Source organism: Actinomadura mexicana, from assembly GCF_900188105.1.
Classification (GTDB): domain Bacteria; phylum Actinomycetota; class Actinomycetes; order Streptosporangiales; family Streptosporangiaceae; genus Spirillospora; species Spirillospora mexicana.
In genome coordinates this window covers 68,509-83,609 of sequence record NZ_FZNP01000003.1, presented here as the reverse complement: position 1 = coordinate 83,609, position 15,101 = coordinate 68,509, and the positions used below count along the sequence as shown (strand labels likewise).

15 protein-coding genes are annotated in these 15,101 nt (G+C 73.1%); 8 read left to right on the top strand and 7 right to left on the bottom strand.

Annotated features, from left to right (window positions below; translation table 11 throughout):
• Window positions 1–7: 7 nt before the first annotated feature.
• Window positions 8–1,324, bottom strand: coding sequence for a KamA family radical SAM protein (locus CHC11_RS08920; RefSeq protein ID WP_245918968.1), 1,317 nt, complete (start codon window positions 1,322–1,324; stop codon window positions 8–10).
• 370 nt (window positions 1,325–1,694) lie between these two features.
• On the opposite strand from CHC11_RS08920, the gene CHC11_RS08915 reads away from it, so the two are divergent.
• The 6 genes from CHC11_RS08915 (at window position 1,695) to argS (ending at window position 7,524) form a co-directional block, all read left to right on the top strand.
• The gene (locus tag CHC11_RS08915) at window positions 1,695–2,420 is read left to right on the top strand and encodes a DUF998 domain-containing protein (RefSeq protein ID WP_245918967.1); all 726 of its coding nucleotides are present in this window, start codon (window positions 1,695–1,697) and stop codon (window positions 2,418–2,420) included.
• On the top strand, window positions 2,417–3,337 hold the full coding sequence (locus tag CHC11_RS08910) for an alpha/beta fold hydrolase (RefSeq protein WP_245918966.1): 921 nt from the start codon (window positions 2,417–2,419) through the stop codon (window positions 3,335–3,337). Before CHC11_RS08915 ends, CHC11_RS08910 begins: the two co-directional genes overlap by 4 nt.
• Window positions 3,334–3,705: a hypothetical protein gene (locus tag CHC11_RS08905; protein WP_089311177.1), complete on the top strand. Its 372-nt coding sequence runs from the start codon at window positions 3,334–3,336 to the stop codon at window positions 3,703–3,705. Before CHC11_RS08910 ends, CHC11_RS08905 begins: the two co-directional genes overlap by 4 nt.
• A 102-nt stretch (window positions 3,706–3,807) precedes the next feature.
• Entirely contained in the window at window positions 3,808–4,221 is a 414-nt protein-coding gene (locus CHC11_RS08900) for a flagellar basal body-associated FliL family protein (RefSeq protein ID WP_089311607.1), read from the top strand.
• A gap of 383 nt (window positions 4,222–4,604) precedes the next feature.
• Complete coding sequence (plsX, locus tag CHC11_RS08895; protein WP_089311176.1) at window positions 4,605–5,726, top strand: phosphate acyltransferase PlsX; 1,122 nt, start codon at window positions 4,605–4,607, stop codon at window positions 5,724–5,726.
• A 52-nt stretch (window positions 5,727–5,778) separates the two neighbouring features.
• The gene (argS, locus tag CHC11_RS08890; protein ID WP_089311175.1) at window positions 5,779–7,524 is read left to right on the top strand and encodes an arginine--tRNA ligase; all 1,746 of its coding nucleotides are present in this window, start codon (window positions 5,779–5,781) and stop codon (window positions 7,522–7,524) included.
• Window positions 7,525–7,551: 27 nt separating this feature from the next.
• Here argS and CHC11_RS08885 read toward each other — a convergent pair whose 3' ends face one another.
• Window positions 7,552–8,514, bottom strand: coding sequence for an LLM class flavin-dependent oxidoreductase (locus tag CHC11_RS08885; RefSeq protein ID WP_089311174.1), 963 nt, complete (start codon window positions 8,512–8,514; stop codon window positions 7,552–7,554).
• Window positions 8,511–8,756 carry a DUF2630 family protein gene (locus CHC11_RS08880; RefSeq protein WP_089311173.1) on the bottom strand — a complete coding sequence of 82 codons (246 nt, stop codon included), beginning with the start codon at window positions 8,754–8,756 and terminating at the stop codon, window positions 8,511–8,513. The genes CHC11_RS08885 and CHC11_RS08880 overlap by 4 nt, the downstream gene beginning before the upstream one ends.
• Window positions 8,757–8,758: 2 nt before the next feature.
• On the opposite strand from CHC11_RS08880, the gene CHC11_RS08875 reads away from it, so the two are divergent.
• Window positions 8,759–9,802, top strand: a complete 1,044-nt coding sequence (locus CHC11_RS08875; protein ID WP_089311172.1) for a hypothetical protein — start codon at window positions 8,759–8,761, stop codon at window positions 9,800–9,802.
• Window positions 9,803–9,864: 62 nt separating this feature from the next.
• Here the strand turns inward: CHC11_RS08875 and CHC11_RS08870 are convergent, their stop codons facing one another.
• From CHC11_RS08870 to deoC, 3 genes are read right to left on the bottom strand one after another with little or no spacing between them, the layout of a single operon-like run.
• Window positions 9,865–10,719 carry an aldehyde dehydrogenase family protein gene (locus CHC11_RS08870; protein ID WP_089311171.1) on the bottom strand — a complete coding sequence of 285 codons (855 nt, stop codon included), beginning with the start codon at window positions 10,717–10,719 and terminating at the stop codon, window positions 9,865–9,867.
• Window positions 10,712–12,142: an aldehyde dehydrogenase family protein gene (locus tag CHC11_RS08865; protein WP_089311170.1), complete on the bottom strand. Its 1,431-nt coding sequence runs from the start codon at window positions 12,140–12,142 to the stop codon at window positions 10,712–10,714. The genes CHC11_RS08870 and CHC11_RS08865 overlap by 8 nt, the downstream gene beginning before the upstream one ends.
• Window positions 12,143–12,144: 2 nt before the next feature.
• Window positions 12,145–13,074 (bottom strand): deoxyribose-phosphate aldolase, encoded by a 930-nt coding sequence (deoC, locus tag CHC11_RS08860; protein ID WP_089311169.1) that lies wholly within the window; start codon window positions 13,072–13,074, stop codon window positions 12,145–12,147.
• A 254-nt stretch (window positions 13,075–13,328) separates the two neighbouring features.
• On the opposite strand from deoC, the gene CHC11_RS08855 reads away from it, so the two are divergent.
• Complete coding sequence (locus tag CHC11_RS08855; RefSeq protein ID WP_245918964.1) at window positions 13,329–14,006, top strand: GntR family transcriptional regulator; 678 nt, start codon at window positions 13,329–13,331, stop codon at window positions 14,004–14,006.
• A gap of 21 nt (window positions 14,007–14,027) precedes the next feature.
• On the opposite strand, the gene CHC11_RS08850 is transcribed toward CHC11_RS08855, so the two are convergent.
• A complete protein-coding gene (locus tag CHC11_RS08850; protein ID WP_089311605.1) occupies window positions 14,028–15,077 on the bottom strand; it encodes a 4-oxalomesaconate tautomerase in 1,050 nt (349 codons plus the stop codon).
• Between the last annotated feature and the right edge of the window lie 24 nt (window positions 15,078–15,101).

Below are 15,101 nucleotides of genomic sequence, written 5' to 3'. Positions count from 1 at the left end.
GCGGTGGTCACTCCTGCCAGGGGAAGCGTTCGGCGAAGGCGGGCTTGAGGTCGTCCAGCCAGACGGCCTCGGGGTCGTACTGCGCGAAGAAGGGCTTGCCGACGAGATCGGCGTCGCGGCACTGGATGAAGTGCAGCGCGAAGGCCCTCTGGCCCGCGATCTCCACGACCCCGTCCACGCAGACCTTGCCGGGCGTGGCCGACATGGACGGGCCGCGGACGGTCCGGGAGAGCCCGGAGACGTTCTTGTAGGCGTCGCGGAAGATCTCGTACGCCCGGGCCAGGGGGACGGCGAAGTAGTCCTGCGGCCCCGTGTCCCGCTCGACGAACATGTAATAGGGGACGAGGCCCATCCGCGTCTGCGTGCGCCACATGCTCTGCCAGGTGGCGGCCTCGTCGTTGATCGTCCGGATCACCGGCGACTGGGTGCGGATGATCGCACCGGTGTCGCGGATGCGGCGGCACGCCTCGGCGACCATGAGGGGTTCGAGCTCGCGCGGGTGGGTGAAGTGCGCCATGAAGGCCAGGTTCTTGCCCGAGGCCACGACCTGCTCGAACAGCCGGAGCATGGCGTCGGCGTCAGGGTCGGTGACGAACTTCTGCGGCCAGTAGGCCAGCGACTTGGTCCCGATCCGGATGGATTCGAGCTGGTCGAGGTCGAGCAGCGGCTCGACGTAGCGGCGCAGTACCGGCTCGCCCATGATCATGGCGTCGCCGCCGGTGAACAGGACGCTCGTCACCTCGGGGTGCGCGAGGAGGTACTCGCGCAGCGCGGCGGGCTCGTCGCCGGCCATCTTCAGGTCGGCCTCGCCGACGAACTGGGCCCAGCGGAAGCAGTAGGTGCAGTACGCGTGGCACGTCTGGCCCTGCTTGGGGAAGTACAGCACCGTCTCGTCGTACTTGTGCTGCATCCCGGGGATCTTGCCGTCCCCGAAGCTCGGGATGTTGAGCTCCATCTGGCCCGCCGGATGCGGGTTCAGGCGCATCCGCACCCGGTGGGCGGCGGCCTCGACCTCGGCCTTGGGCGCCTCGCGGCTCAGCAGGTCCGACAGGAGCGCGACGTCCTCGGGGGCGAGCATGTCCTCCTGCGGGAAGACGAGCCGGTAGATCGGGTCGTCGGGCGCGGCGGACCAGTCGATGAGCTCGTCCACGACGTACGCGTTCGTTCTGAACGGCAGGACGGTCGCCACCGCCCGGGTCGCGAGCCGCTGCGCGGGGGTCAGCCCCGCGCGAGCGGTGAGCTCGTCGAGGTGCTTCGCCGTGAAGGCGCGGAACTTGCGACCGGTGGATCGCATTGCGGGAGCCGCGTCGTTCACCAGTGTCACGTGTTGGTACTCCTTGCTGTCAGCGGGGAAGCGCACCCGGGGGCGCCGTCACGTACCGTGATCGGGACTGCTCGGGCCACCCTATTCAACCGTTTGGGGTGGCTTCATGACCAATTAATACCCCCTGTGCGCCACCGACAAAGCCAAGGTCAGGACGATCCCGACAAATAGCCTGGTCATCATCGTTGAACCCCCATGTCTTGTCCAACGACTACGGGACGTCAACTTCTCCTTCAGCCCGCGGTAAGCCTTCGGCCAGCGGATACTCGGCTAAGGCCGACCCAGGTCACGCATCCGCGGCCGGTTCGGAAATACTGGGGGGCGGGTAGGACCGATCGGCGCACGGACCGTGCGGGCGGGAGGGGACCGGGTGAACGCTGACCAGCGGGGCGGGCCGGGTGTCGTCCCCATGCGCTTGATCGTCCTCGCCGCCCTGGCGTCGGTCACCTACGCCAGCTTCGTGCTGGAGAACGCCCTCAGCCCCAAGCTCGACTTCTTCAACGGCTACGTGAGCGAGCTGTCCGCCTCCGACCAGCCGTACCACTTCGTCTACAGTGCCGGCGACCTCATCACCGGCGTGCTGTCGATCCTGGTGGCGGCCGGGACGCTCCGCAAGCAAACCCGCAAGCCCCTCGCCACCGCCGGATGGGTGTTCCTCGGGCTGTTCGGCGTGTGCGCCATCGGCGACGCGTCCTTCCCCCTGGACTGCGCGCCGAGCCTGGAGACCTGGTGCGCCCTCCGGGAGCGCTCCGAGAACGTGTCGTTCTCCCACGAGTTCCACTCGGTGACCAGCAGCGCCGTGATCGTCTGCGGGGTGGCGGCGCTGCTGCTGCTGTCCCTGGCCGCCCGCCGGTACGGCTGGTGGCCCGCCCTGGCCCGCTGGGGCTGGCTGCTGGCGCTCGCCGAGTCGGCGGCCGCGCTCGGGACGCTGGTGGCGATGTACATGGGGCAGTGGCTCGGGGTCGTCCAGCGCGTCCAGATCGGCATCCTGTGCCTCGGGCTGCTGACCATCGCGTGGGCGCTGTACTCCGACCGGCGGGACGCGGCGCGCGAGGCACGGGACGCGTCGTCCGCGCGGGAGGAGGCGTGCCTGTGAGCCGCACGAACGGCAGGGCGGACGACAGGGCGGACGACAGGGCGGACCGCGGCCCCGGCGAGATCGTGAACGTGGGCCGCGAGCGAGTGCACGTCGTCGAGTCGGGCCCGGCGGACGGGCCGCCGCTGCTGCTCAGCTCCGGGCTGGGCGGCGCCTGGTTCGACTGGGAGCCGTCCGTCGCGCTGCTCCGGAAGGAGCACCGGGTGATCGTCTACGACCGTCCGGGCCTCGGGCTCAGCCCCGCCGCGGCCGCGCCGCCCTCGCTGCGCCGCGACACCGCCGTCATGGGGGCGCTGGCGGAGCGGGCCGGCCGGCCGGTGATCGTCCTCGCGCACTCGATGGCCGCGTTCGCCGCCGAGGCGCTCGCCAGGACGCGCCACGGGCCCGTGCGGGGCATGGTGCTGCTCGACCCGAGCTACGAGGGCGACGCGTGGGTGCCCGTGCGGCTGGCCGCCGCGCTGGCCCCGCTCGCCGCGGCGATGGGCGCGGTGCTCGGCGCGACCCGGCTGGCGCGGGCCGCCGGGCCGTTCGGCCGCCGGATGGTCCTCAGGCGCACCAGCCTCCGGGACGAGGCCGTCCCGGAGGAGGTCGTGCGGTCGGTGTACGGGCGCGGGACGGTGCTCGCCGCGGTCCTCGCGGAGGAGCTCGCCTACCGGGAGATGGCCGCCGACCTGGCGGGGCTGCGCGAGCGGCGCCCCTTCCCGCCCGTCCCGCTGGCCGTCGTGACCGCGCTGGGCGACGTCGAAGGCGACGACCGCAAGCGCGCCTGGGCCGAGGCGCACGAGCGGCTCGCCGGGATGACCCCGCACGGCAGGCGGATCGAACTCCCGGACGCCCTGCACATGGTCCCGCTCGACCGTCCCGACGCGGTGGCCGACGCGGTCGCCGGCCTCGGCCGGGTGGAGGGGGCCGCATGAGCCGCCTTCCCGCCGCCGTGCTCGCCCTCCTGCTCGCCGTGACGATGTCCGGCTGCAAGGTCATGCAGAGGATCTCCGACGGGGCGTACCGCAACGCCGTCAGCGACGGGGTCGTGGACGAGCTGGACGCGCGGGGCATCGAGCTGCGTGCACGCCCGGACTGCGAGTCGCCGGGGCGTGAGACCGACTCCGTGGTGCGCGTCGACTGCACCGCACGGACCACGACCGGGGAGCCGGTCGCCGTGGCGGGGATCGCCCGCGACGCCGACACCGAACGTCCGCGCGAGTCCTACGTGGTCACCGTCGGCGGGCGCGAGGTGCTGCGCAAGGAGTGCCTCGGCCTCGGCTGCGAGCACCCGAACGGCTGACCGGGCAAGGAATCCGCATACGGAACGGAAAAACCCATCACGCAGTGCATGTATACCCGTACCGTCGGTGACGTAGCGGGTGTGAAGATTCCCAGCGTGAAGATGCCGCGCCTCAAGATCGGGCGCAAGCCGGCCCTGATCCTGGGGTCCGCAGCACTCCTCGTGATCGCCGCGGTGGGCGGCGGCGCGTTCCTTCTGCTGTCGGGCGGCGAGGAGTTGCAGTACAAGACGCAGGCCGCGCTGCGCAAGGCGCTTCCCGCGGCCGCCACCGCCGAGCTGCACCAGCACGGCGTGCGGCTGGGGGCGCCGCTTCGATGCGCGGACCTGCCCGGCTGGACGACGAAGAAGATGCGGGTGTCCTGCACCGGCATGACCTCGGACGAGAAGCCGGTCGAGGTCATCGGCAGCGGTGAGCAGGAGACGCGCAGGAACTACTACACGATCCTCGTGGACGGCCGGCCCGTCGTGGAGAACGCGTCGTGCCTGGGCGCCGACTGCCGGAAGAAGGAGGGCTGATCCCGGCGGGGTGAGGATCGCCACTCCGGGCGTGGGGCGCCAAGGCAGGTGAAAGGACGCCATACGATGCGATGAGCTGCGTTCTTGCGGCCCACCGTGTTTCCTTTCGTCCTCCTGGAGCGGCCATGACCGGCACCGGCGAGCCGTCGCGGCCCGTGACGCCTCGCCCGGCGGAGCCCGGCCCGCCGGTGCCCGGCCCCGCGGAGCCCGGCACGGCACCGTCACGCACGGCACCGTCACGCACGGCACCGTCACGCACGGCACCGTCACGCACGAGCCCGGCGCCGCCGCGGGCCGCTCCGCCGCCGCCCGGGAGAACCGCGCCGCGCCCGGCGCCGCGCCGTCCGGCGACGGTCCGCCCGCTGCCGATCGCGGTCGACACGATGGGCGGCGACCACGCCCCCGAGGAGATCATCGCGGGGGCGGTGGCCGCGGTCCGCGAGCACGGCGTCCGGCTGGTGCTGGTCGGGCGGGCGGCGCGGATCCGGCGGGAGCTGGACCTGCACGGCGTCCTCGGGACGATCCCCATCGTGCACGCCGACGAGGCCCTGGACATGGGCGAGGGCGCGCTCGCGAGCTGGCGCAAGCCCCGCTCGTCCATCGCGATCGCCTGCCACCTGATCAAGCAGGGGCGGGCGTCGGCGCTGGTGTCGGCGGGCAGCACCGCCGGGGTGGTGGCGACGTCGCGGCTGCGGCTCAAGGGCCAGCAGGGCGTGGTGCGGCCGGCGATCGCGGTGGCGCTGCCGACCCGGCCGCGCCCCACGATCCTGCTGGACGCGGGCGCCACCGCGGACGTCAAGCCGGAGGGGCTCGTCCAGTTCGCCGCGCTCGGCACCGCCTACGCGCAGATCCTGCTCGGGGTGGACCGCCCGACCGTGGGCCTGCTCAACATCGGCACCGAGCCGGGGAAGGGCAACAAGCTCACCAAGCGGGCGCACGAGCTGCTCGCGACCGGCAGCCACGGCATCGAGTTCGCCGGGAACGTGGAGGGCCACGACCTGCTGGGCGGGCGCGTCGACGTCATCGTCGCCGACGGGTTCACCGGGAACATCGCGCTCAAGACCGTGGAGGGCACGGTCGCCACCGCGTTCACGGAGATCCGCGACGCGATGACCTCCACCCCCGCCGCCCGGATGGGCGCGCTGCTGCAGCGCCGCCGCCTCCAGGACCTGCGCGACCGCCTCGACCCCGACACCTACGGCGGCGGCGTCCTGCTCGGCCTGAACGGGACGGTCGTGATCGCGCACGGCGCCTCCCGGGCCCGCGCCGTCACCGCGGCCTGCGACCTGGCGCACCGTCTGGCCGCCGGCCGGATCGTCGAGCGGATCCGCGAGCAGGTCGCCGCGACCCGCACGTCCCGGTTCGGACGCTGGACGCACGGCGAGCGGGACGGCGACAGGCCCGCCGAGAAGCCGGCCGACAGGCCCGGGGAGAGGGTCCCGGAGGTCCCCTCCCCCGCGGCCGACACCGTCCCCGACCGCAAGGAGCCGCCCGCCGCGCCCTAGCCCCGCGCAAAACCGATTCCGGGCCCTGTCGCGTCGCCGATAACCTTGGCACATGCCCGATCCGCAACTCGTACTCGCCGCCCGGGTCCAGGCCGCGCTGAGCGCCGCATTCGGACCGTCGTACGCGGACACCGACCCGGTCATCCGGCCGTCGCAGTTCGCCGACCTTCAGGCCAACGTGGCGCTGCCGCTGGCCAAGAAGCTGGGCCGCAGGCCGCGCGAGGTGGCCGAGGAGATCGCGGCGAACCTCGACACCGCGGGCGTCGTGTCGGACGTGCAGGTCAGCGGACCCGGCTTCATCAACCTGACGCTCAGCGACGGGTGGATCGCCGGCGAGGCGCAGCGGGCCCTGGAGGACGAGCGGCTCGCCGTCCCCCTCGCCGACAAGCCGCAGAAGGTCGTCGTCGAGTACTCCTCACCGAACGTGGCGAAGGAGATGCACGTCGGGCACCTGCGGACCACGATCGTCGGCGACGCGATCGCGCGGATCCTGGCGTTCCTCGGGCACGAGGTCGTCCGGGACAACCATGTCGGCGACTGGGGCACCCCGTTCGGCATGCTGATCGAGCACCTGCTCGACCTCGGGGAGGACACCGCCGCACGGGACGACTCGTCCGTCGGCGACCTGACCGCCTTCTACCAGGCCGCGCGGGAGAAGTTCGACGGCGACGAGGCGTTCGCCGACCGGTCCCGGCGGAGGGTCGTCGCGCTCCAGGCGGGCGACGCCGAGACGCTGCGGCTCTGGAACGTCCTCGTCGAGGTGTCGAAGCGGTACTTCAACTCCGTCTACGGGCGGCTCGGCGTCACGCTCACCGACGACGACATCAAGGGCGAGAGCTACTACAACGACCTGCTGGCCCCGACCGCGCGGGAGCTGGAGGACAAGGGCATCGCGGTGATCAGCGACGGGGCGCTGTGCGCGTTCCCGCCCGGGTTCACCGGCCGCGAGGGCGAGCCCCTCCCGGTGATCATCCGCAAGAGCGACGGCGGCTACAACTACTCCACCACCGATCTCGCCACGATCCGGTACCGGGTCGACACCGAGCACGTCGACCGGATGGTCTACGTGGTCGGGGCGCCCCAGTCGCTGCACTTCCAGATGGTGTTCGCCGTCGCGCGGATGGCGGGCTGGCTCAACGACGAGGTGAAGGCCGAGCACGCGCAGATCGGCAACGTCCTCGGCACCGACGGCAAGATCCTGCGGACCCGGGCCGGCGGCACCGTCAAGCTGTCGGAGCTGCTGGACGAGGCGGTCGAGCGGGCCGGCGCCGTGTTCGACGAGATCCAGCACGACGAGCCGTTCGACGACGCGACCCGGGCCGGGATCGTCCAGGCGGTCGGCATGGGCGCGGTGAAGTACGCCGACCTGTCGGTGGCGCGCGACAGCGAGTACACCTTCGACCTCGACCGGATGATCTCGTTCCACGGCAAGACGGGCCCGTACCTGCAGTACGCGGCCGCCCGGATCCGGTCGATCTTCCGGAAGGGCGGCGTGGCCCCCGAGGACGCGACCGGTCCGATCACGCTCACCCACCCGGCCGAGCGCGCGCTGGCACTGGAGCTGCTCAAGTTCGGCGCCGTGCTGAAGCAGGCCGGCGAGACCGCCGAGCCGCACCGGCTGGCGGGCTACGTCTACTCGGTCGCCGACGCCTACACGACGTTCTACGAGAACTGCCCGGTGCTGAAGGCCCCCGACGAGGAGACGAAGGGGTCGCGGCTGGCGCTGTGCGCGGCGACCCTGCGCACGCTCGTCACCGGCCTCGGCCTCCTCGGCGTCCCCGTCCCCGAGCGCATGTGAGGCGGGCGCCGCTCGCGGCGCCGCACGTCACGGCACGCTCGTACCGTGGGGCGAGGGCCGGCCGGCCCGGGGCGGACCCTCCGGCCGGGGCTCGCCCTGCGCGGGCCGGGCCCGTTCGCGGGTGACCTGCTCCCGGACGGCCGGAACGATCTCCATGGCGAACACCGGGAGCTGCCCGGGGTCGCCGCCGTACAGGAACGAGTCGACGCCGTGCCCGACGGCCAGCTCGGTCAGCTCGTAGATCCACTGGCGCGGCGGGCCGTGCAGGAAGCCCCGCGACTCCCGCCCGTCGATGTCCCCTTCGAGGACGTAGACGCGGCGGATCTCGCCGGGGCCCCGGCCGGCCCTCAGCGCGGCGTCGTCGAGGCGGCGCTGCCCGTCCGCGAGCCGCTTCGGCGGGACGAGCGACGACGGCGCGATCCAGCCGTCGGCGACCCTCCCGGCGAGGTCGAGGCCGCGCGGACCGGTGACGCCGAGCCAGATGCCGATCTGGTGCGCGGGCGCCGGGCCCGCCTGCGACGCCGCGAACCGGTAGTGCTCGCCGACGAACCGCAGCCCGTTCTGGTCGCTCCAGTGCAGCCGGATGAGCTGCACCGCCTCCTCCAGGGCACGGCGCGACGCCGCGCCGTCCAGGCGCGGCCCGCCGTAGACCTCGACGCCGCCCGGCTCCATCCCCGTGCCGAGACCGAGTTCGGCACGGCCGCCGCTGAGCCGGTCCATCGTCGCGATCGCCTTGGCGAGCGCGGCGGGCGGGCGCAGCGGCAGGCACGCCACCGCGGGCAGCACCCGGATCCGGGACGTGCCGGCCAGCACGGCCGCCATCAGCGCGAGCGCGTCGGCGGTGTCGCGCCGGTACGGCTGGTCGCGGATCCCGAACAGGTCGAGCCCGTACCGGTCCGCCTCCTGGGCGGTGCGGACCAGCGGGGCGGAGGAGTCCGGCACCAGGGAAAGGCCGAACCGCAGCGGGCGCCTCGGTCGAGGCGGCGTCACTGCAGGTAGCCTTCGACCTCGTCCGGCGGCCGGGCCTCGGCGCCGCCGGGGTCCTCGCCGGCCTCCAGCCTGGCCCTGCGGCGGCGCAGCAGGTCCCAGCACTGGTCGAGCGCGACCTCCAGCCGCTCCAGCCGCCGGTGCTCCTCCTCGCGATCGAGCTCGCCGCGCTGGTACCGCTCGCGCAGCCGCCGCTCCTCCACCACGTACTCGTCGATACGGGCCAGGATGTCCTTGTCGTCCATCGGTGTCTCAGCGCTCGCGGCCGACGTCGGTGAGCCCGCTCAGGAACCCGCCGTCCGTCCGCGTCGAGTGCTGGAGCGAGTTGGTCTTCGGCTCCACGACGGACGGCGGCGGCGCGGGCTGCGCGGCGGTCGTCCGCGCGGGCGTCTTGCGGGCCGACGACGCGGACCTGGCGGTCCCCGATCTGGCCGACCCCTTCGCGGCGCCCGAGCCGGTGCCCGCGGTCGTCCGCGCCGACGTCGACTTGCGGGCGGCGCTGGTCCTGGACTTGGGCGCGGCCGTCTTCCGTGCCGTGCCCGACGTCTTCGCCGCACCCGACGTCTTCGCCGCACTCGGCGTCTTCGCGGTGCCCGAGGTCTTCGCCGCTCCCGATGCCTTGGCCGTGCCCGAGGGCTTCGCCGTGCCCGAGGGCTTCGCCGCGCTCGACGTCCGCGACGTGGCCGCCTTGGACGTGGACTTGCGCGCCGTGGACGTCTTCGCGGCACCCGCCCGGGCCGACGCCGTCGTCCTGGACCGGCTCGACGCCGCCGTGGTGGACTTGCGGGCCGTGGTCCGGCTCGTGCCGCTCCGGCTCGCCGCCGCGGTCTTCCTCGCCGGCGTGGCGCGGGTCCCCGTCGACTTCCCGTTGGTGGTGATGACCTTCGCCGCCGCGTCCATCGCCTTGGCGGCGTCGGACATGGCCTTGGTCGCGCTGGTCATCGCCTTGGTCATCGCCGTCATGGCCTTGGCCGACGAGGACGCCTTGGTCGCCACCGACTTCATCTGCGTCGCGGCGGTCTTGGCCTGGCTCGCGGCCTTGGTGACGCGGGTCGCGGCCGACGACGACGAGCGGCTGGACGCCGCCGGCCTCCTCGCCGTGCTGCTCCTGGTCGCGGTCGTGCGGCTGGTCGTGGACCGCGACGGCGCCTTCGCCGCCGAGGTCCGCTTGGCCGCCGGCTTCTTGGCGGCGGTGGACTTGGTCGCTGATGTGCTCTTCGTACGGGCGGCCGACCCTCGGCTCGCCGTACGCGATGCGGTCTTGGTAGGCACTGATCTCCCCCCACTGTGATCAGTTACGGGGAGATCTATTCCACACTTCGTGACCCTCTACACACGCGGCGTCATTTCAGCTCAGACGCCCACCGGGTGCCAGACGGTCTTGGTCTCCAGGAACGCGGTCATACGTGCGGTCCCCGGCTCGCCGGCCCAGTCGTCGCCCGCGGGGCGCAGGACGCGCTTGAGGTTCCCGGCCGCCTTGTCCTCCAGTTCCCGGACGTGCTCGGGGAGCGCGCCGGCGAGGTCGAGGGCGTTGACGTCCATGTGGGCGGCCAGCCAGGGCGCGATCTCGGTGCGGCGGCCGGTGAGGAGGTTCACGACACCGCCCGGCAGGTCGGAGGTCGCCAGCACCTCGGCCAGGGTGACGGAGGGCAGCGGCGCCGGTTCGGACGCGACCACCACGGCGGTGTTGCCGGACACGACGACCGGGGCCAGGACGGACACCAGGCCGAGCAGCGGCGAGTCGGGCGCGACGACGGCGACGACGCCGGTGGGCTCGGGCGTGGAGAAGTTGAAGAACGGCCCGGACACGGGGTTGGCGGCCCCGGCGACGGCGTCCAGCTTGTCGGCCCAGCCCGCGTACCAGACCCAGCGGTCGACGGCGGCGTCCACCTCCGTCCCGGCGGCGCCCTTGGACGCGCCGGCCTGGCGCAGCTCGTCCACGAACTGGTCGCGGCGGCCCTCCAGCATCTCGGCGATCCGGTACAGGATCTGGCCGCGGTTGTAGGCGGTGCGTCCGGACCAGCCGGGGAAGGCCTTGCGGGCGGCGACCACGGCGTCGCGGGCGTCCTTGCGGGACGCCTGGGAGGCGTTGGCGAGGAAGCGGCCCTTGGAGTCGGTCACGGGGTAGGACCTGCCGGATTCGGACCGGGGGAACGCGCCCCCGATGTAGAGCTTGTAGGTCTTGCGTACGGCGAGACGGTCAGGCATCGAGGTAGGCCTCCAGTCCGTGGCGTCCGCCCTCGCGGCCGAACCCTGATTCCTTGTAGCCGCCGAACGGGGAGGCCGGGTCGAACTTGTTGAACGTGTTGGCCCACACCACCCCGGCCCGCAGCCGCTGCGCCGTCCACAGGATCTGCGACCCCTTCTCGGTCCAGATGCCCGCCGACAGCCCGTACGGCGTGTTGTTGGCCTTCGTGACGGCCTCGTCCGGCGTGCGGAACGTCAGCACGGACAGCACGGGCCCGAAGATCTCCTCGCGGGCGATCCGGTGCGACTGCGCCACGCCGGTGAACAGGGTGGGCGCGAACCAGAACCCCTGGGACGGCAGCTCGCAGGGCGGCGTCCAGCGCTCGGCGCCCTCGGCCTCGCCGGCGTCCGACAGCTCCCGGATCCGCGCCAGCTGCTCGGCGGAGTTGATCGCCCCGATGTCGGTGTTCTTGTCGAGGGGGTCGCCGACCCGCAGCGTCGCCATCCGCGCCTTGAGCCGCTCCAGGACCTCCTCGGCGACCGACTCCTGGACCAGCAGCCGCGACCCGGCGCAGCACACGTGGCCCTGGTTGAAGAAGATCCCGTTGACGATGCCCTCGACGGCCTGGTCGAGGGCGGCGTCCGCGTAGACGATGTTGGCGGCCTTGCCGCCGAGCTCCAGCGTCAGCCTCCTGCCGGTCCCGGCGAGGGTGCGGGCGATCTGCCGGCCGACCTCGGTGGAGCCGGTGAAGGCGACCTTGTCGACGCCGGGGTGCGCGACCAGGGCCGCGCCGGTCTCGCCGGCGCCGGTGACGATGTTGACCACGCCGGGCGGCAGCTCGGCCTGGCGGCAGATGTCGGCGAACAGCAGCGCCGTCAGCGGCGTCGTCTCCGCCGGCTTGAGCACGACGGTGTTGCCGCACGCCAGCGCGGGGGCGATCTTCCAGGCCAGCATCAGCAGCGGGAAGTTCCACGGGATGACCTGCCCCGCCACCCCGACGGGCCTCGGGTCGGGCCCGAACCCGGCGTGGCGCAGCTTGTCGGCCCAGCCGGCGTAGTAGAAGAACCACGCCGCCACCAGCGGCACGTCCACGTCCCGCGACTCGCGGATGGGCTTGCCGTTGTCGATCGACTCCAGCACGGCCAGCTCCCGCGACCGCTCCTGGACGATCCGCGCGATCCGGTACAGGTACTTGGCCCGCTCGGTCCCGGGCATCGGGCCCCAGACCTTGTCGTAGGCGGTGCGGGCGGCCCGCACCGCGCGGTCGACGTCCGACTCGTCAGCGCAGGCGATGTCGGCCAGGACGCTCTCGTCGGCCGGGTTGACGGACTTGAACGGCTCGCCGTGCCCGCTCGTGAACTCGCCGTCGACGAACAGCCCGTAGGAGCCGCGGATGTCGACGACGGACCGGGACTCGGGTGCCGGCGCGTACTCGAAGACCATGATCAGTCCAACGTGAAGTAGTCGGGACCGGAGTACACCCCGGTGGCGAGCTTGCGGCGCTGCATCAGCAGGTCGTTCAGCACCGAGGAGGCCCCCAGCCGGAACCACTCGGGCGCCAGCCAGTCGGGGCCCGCGGTCTCGTTCACCAGGACCAGGTACTTGATCGCGTCCTTGGTGGTGCGGATCCCGCCCGCGGGCTTGACCCCGACCTGCCGCCCCGTGGCGGCCCGGTGGTCGCGGACGGCCTCCAGCATGACCAGCGTCACCGGCAGCGTCGCCGCCGGCGCCACCTTGCCGGTCGAGGTCTTGATGAAGTCGGCCCCGGCCCGCATCGCCAGCCAGGAGGCCCGCCGCACGTTGTCGTAGGTGGCGAGCTCGCCGGTCTCCAGGATCACCTTCAGGTGCGCGGGCCCGCACGCGTCCTTGACCGCCACGATCTCGTCGAACACCTTGGCGTAGTCGCCGGCCAGGAACGCGCCCCGGTCGATCACCATGTCGATCTCGGACGCGCCCGCCGCGACCGCCGCCCGGGTGTCGGCCAGCTTGGCCTCCATCGGCGCCCGCCCGGACGGGAACGCCGTCGCCACGCTCGCGACGCCGATCCCCGTCCCGGACAGGGCCCGCACCGCGGCCTCGACCATGTCGGGGTACACGCAGACCGCCGCCACCTTCGGCACCGAGGCGTCCGACGGGTCGGGCCGCGCGGCCTTGGCGCACAGGGCCCGCACCTTCCCCGCCGTGTCCGCGCCCTCCAGCGTGGTCAGGTCCACCATCGAGATCGCCAGGTCGATCGCCGCGGCCTTCGCCGACGTCTTGATCGACCGGGTGGCGAGCCTCGCCGCCCGCTCCTCTGCGCCGACCCGGTCCACCCCGGGGAGGCCGTGCAGGAAGGCGCGCAGCTCGGCGGTGCTGTTCTGAGTCTCCGTTGACACCCCCCAAGCATCGCCGAACTACGCCCCAGGCACAAAACGGTCGCTCGGTCCAGGGGTTCGGCGGTCCGGACCCGCCTTACGGAACTCGCCACCCGGTAGCCGCCGCTCAGCCCGTCCCGTTACCGGCGGTGGCCGGCGCGGGCCGCGGCGCGAACTTCCTCCGCGCCCCGCGCCTGAAATAATGGCGCTAATATTGTTGCAAATATAGGTGCCCGTCGAGACCCGGCGGGCATCAGGAGGGAGCGTCCCCGTTGGTGTCCCAAGGGAGCGGTCGAACCGCCGACGGCCAGAGCCCGGCGGACCGTCTGCGCGCGCTGATCCTCGCGGGCGAGATGGCCCCGGGGCAGCGCCTGGTGGAAGGCGATCTCGCCGAACTGCTCCAGGTGAAGCGGTCGGCCGTGCGCACGGCACTGGTGGAGCTCACCGCCGAGAAGCTCGTCGAGCGGATCAGGAACCGCGGCGCCCGGGTCCGGGTGATCACCGTCGCCGAGGCGATCGCGATGTACGAGTGCCGCATGGTGCTGGAGGGCCTGTGCGCGCGCAAGGCCGCCGAGAACGTCACCGAGGACGAGGCCGAGCAGTTGCGCACGATCGGCGCGAGCATGGAGGCGGCCGTCCGGGACGGGGATCCGCTCCGGTACTCGCAGCTGAACGAGCGGCTGCACACCCGGATCCGGGAGATCGCGGCCCAGCCGGTCGCGATGGAGATGCTCGACGGGATGCACGCGCAACTGGTCCGGCACCGCTTCCGGCTGGCCCTGCGCCCCGGGCGGCCGGGGCAGTCCCTGCCCCAGCATCTGCGGATCATCACGACCGTCGCCGGCGGGGACGCCGAGGGCGCCGAGGCGGCCATGCGCGAGCACGTCATGGACGTGATCAGGGCCCTCGGCGAGGGCGACGAGCTGGCGCTGGGACCGCTCCCGGCCGAGTGAGGCCCCCGGCGGCCCGGTTCCTCAGCCGCGGGGGAACACCGTCCCGTCGAACAGCTTGCGCGCCGTCCGCACGACGCCGCTGCGCCGCACCGCCGGCGGCTCGGCGACCGGGTCGACGTCCACCTCGATCACCAGGTGCCCCGTCGGGTGCTCCACGTCCACGCGGGTGCCGCCGGCCGGCCAGGACGCCGTGAGGTCGTGGCCGACGGCGCCGGGCAGGCGCACGGCGGTCACGGCGGAGATGGCGCCGAGCACGCCGATCGCGGTGTGCGGGTCGACGGGGATGAAGGTCCGGGTGGCGAGCATGCCGCCGTCCCTCGGCTCGGCCACGAGCGTGGTCTTCGGGACGGACGACGCGGTGACGTCCCCCAGCCCCATCAGCGCGCCGGCCCGGATCCGCAACCGGTCGACGCGTTCCAGCAGCCGCTGGTCGGCGGCCAGTTCGCCGTGGGACTCGTGGCCGCTCAGGCCGAACGAGGCGGCCGCGGCGACGACCACCGGCATGCCGTTGTCGACGCAGGTGACGGGGATCCCGTCGACCACGTCCCGCACGCTGCCGGTGGGAAGCAGCCGGCCGGTCGCCGACCCGACGGTGTCGGCGAACTCCAGCACGACCGGCGCCGCCGTCCCCGGGACGCCGGCGATCGCGGTGCCGCCGGCGTACCGCACGACGCCTCCCGGAGTCGGGAACCGCGTGCGGGCCACGCTGCTGGAGTTGACCATGCGGACGCGCACCACGGTCTCCGGGTCGCCGGCGGGGACGAGCCCCCGCTCCACGGCGAACTGGCCCACTCCCGCCAGGAGGTTGCCGCAGTTCTGGCGGTCGCTGACCACGGCCTCGTCCACGCCCACCTGGAGGAAGAGGTAGTCGACGTCGGCGCCGGGACGGGCGGAGCGCGAGACGACCGCGACCTTGCTGGTCAGGGACGTCGCCCCGCCCAGCCCGTCGATCTGCCGGGCATCGGGGGTGCCCATGACGCGCAGCAGCAGGTCGTCCCGTTCCGCGGGGTCGCCGGGAAGGTCCTCGGCGAGGAAGTACGCGCCCTTGGACGTGCCCCCGCGCAGGAGCATGCAGGGCACGCCGCGCTCCGCCGT

Excerpts from the sequence above, each read along its gene's own strand:
- CHC11_RS08905 (WP_089311177.1), top strand. The coding sequence starts at position 3,334 with ATGAGCCGCCTTCCCGCCGCCGTGCTCGCCCTCCTGCTCGCCGTGACG.
- CHC11_RS08900 (WP_089311607.1), top strand. The coding sequence starts at position 3,808 with ATGCCGCGCCTCAAGATCGGGCGCAAGCCGGCCCTGATCCTGGGGTCC.
- plsX (WP_089311176.1), top strand. The coding sequence starts at position 4,605 with ATGGGCGGCGACCACGCCCCCGAGGAGATCATCGCGGGGGCGGTGGCC.
- argS (WP_089311175.1), top strand. The coding sequence starts at position 5,779 with ATGCCCGATCCGCAACTCGTACTCGCCGCCCGGGTCCAGGCCGCGCTG.
- CHC11_RS08880 (WP_089311173.1), bottom strand. The coding sequence starts at position 8,756 with ATGGACGACAAGGACATCCTGGCCCGTATCGACGAGTACGTGGTGGAG.
- CHC11_RS08870 (WP_089311171.1), bottom strand. The coding sequence starts at position 10,719 with ATGCCTGACCGTCTCGCCGTACGCAAGACCTACAAGCTCTACATCGGG.
- CHC11_RS08865 (WP_089311170.1), bottom strand. The coding sequence starts at position 12,142 with ATGGTCTTCGAGTACGCGCCGGCACCCGAGTCCCGGTCCGTCGTCGAC.
- CHC11_RS08850 (WP_089311605.1), bottom strand. The coding sequence starts at position 15,077 with ATGCTCCTGCGCGGGGGCACGTCCAAGGGCGCGTACTTCCTCGCCGAG.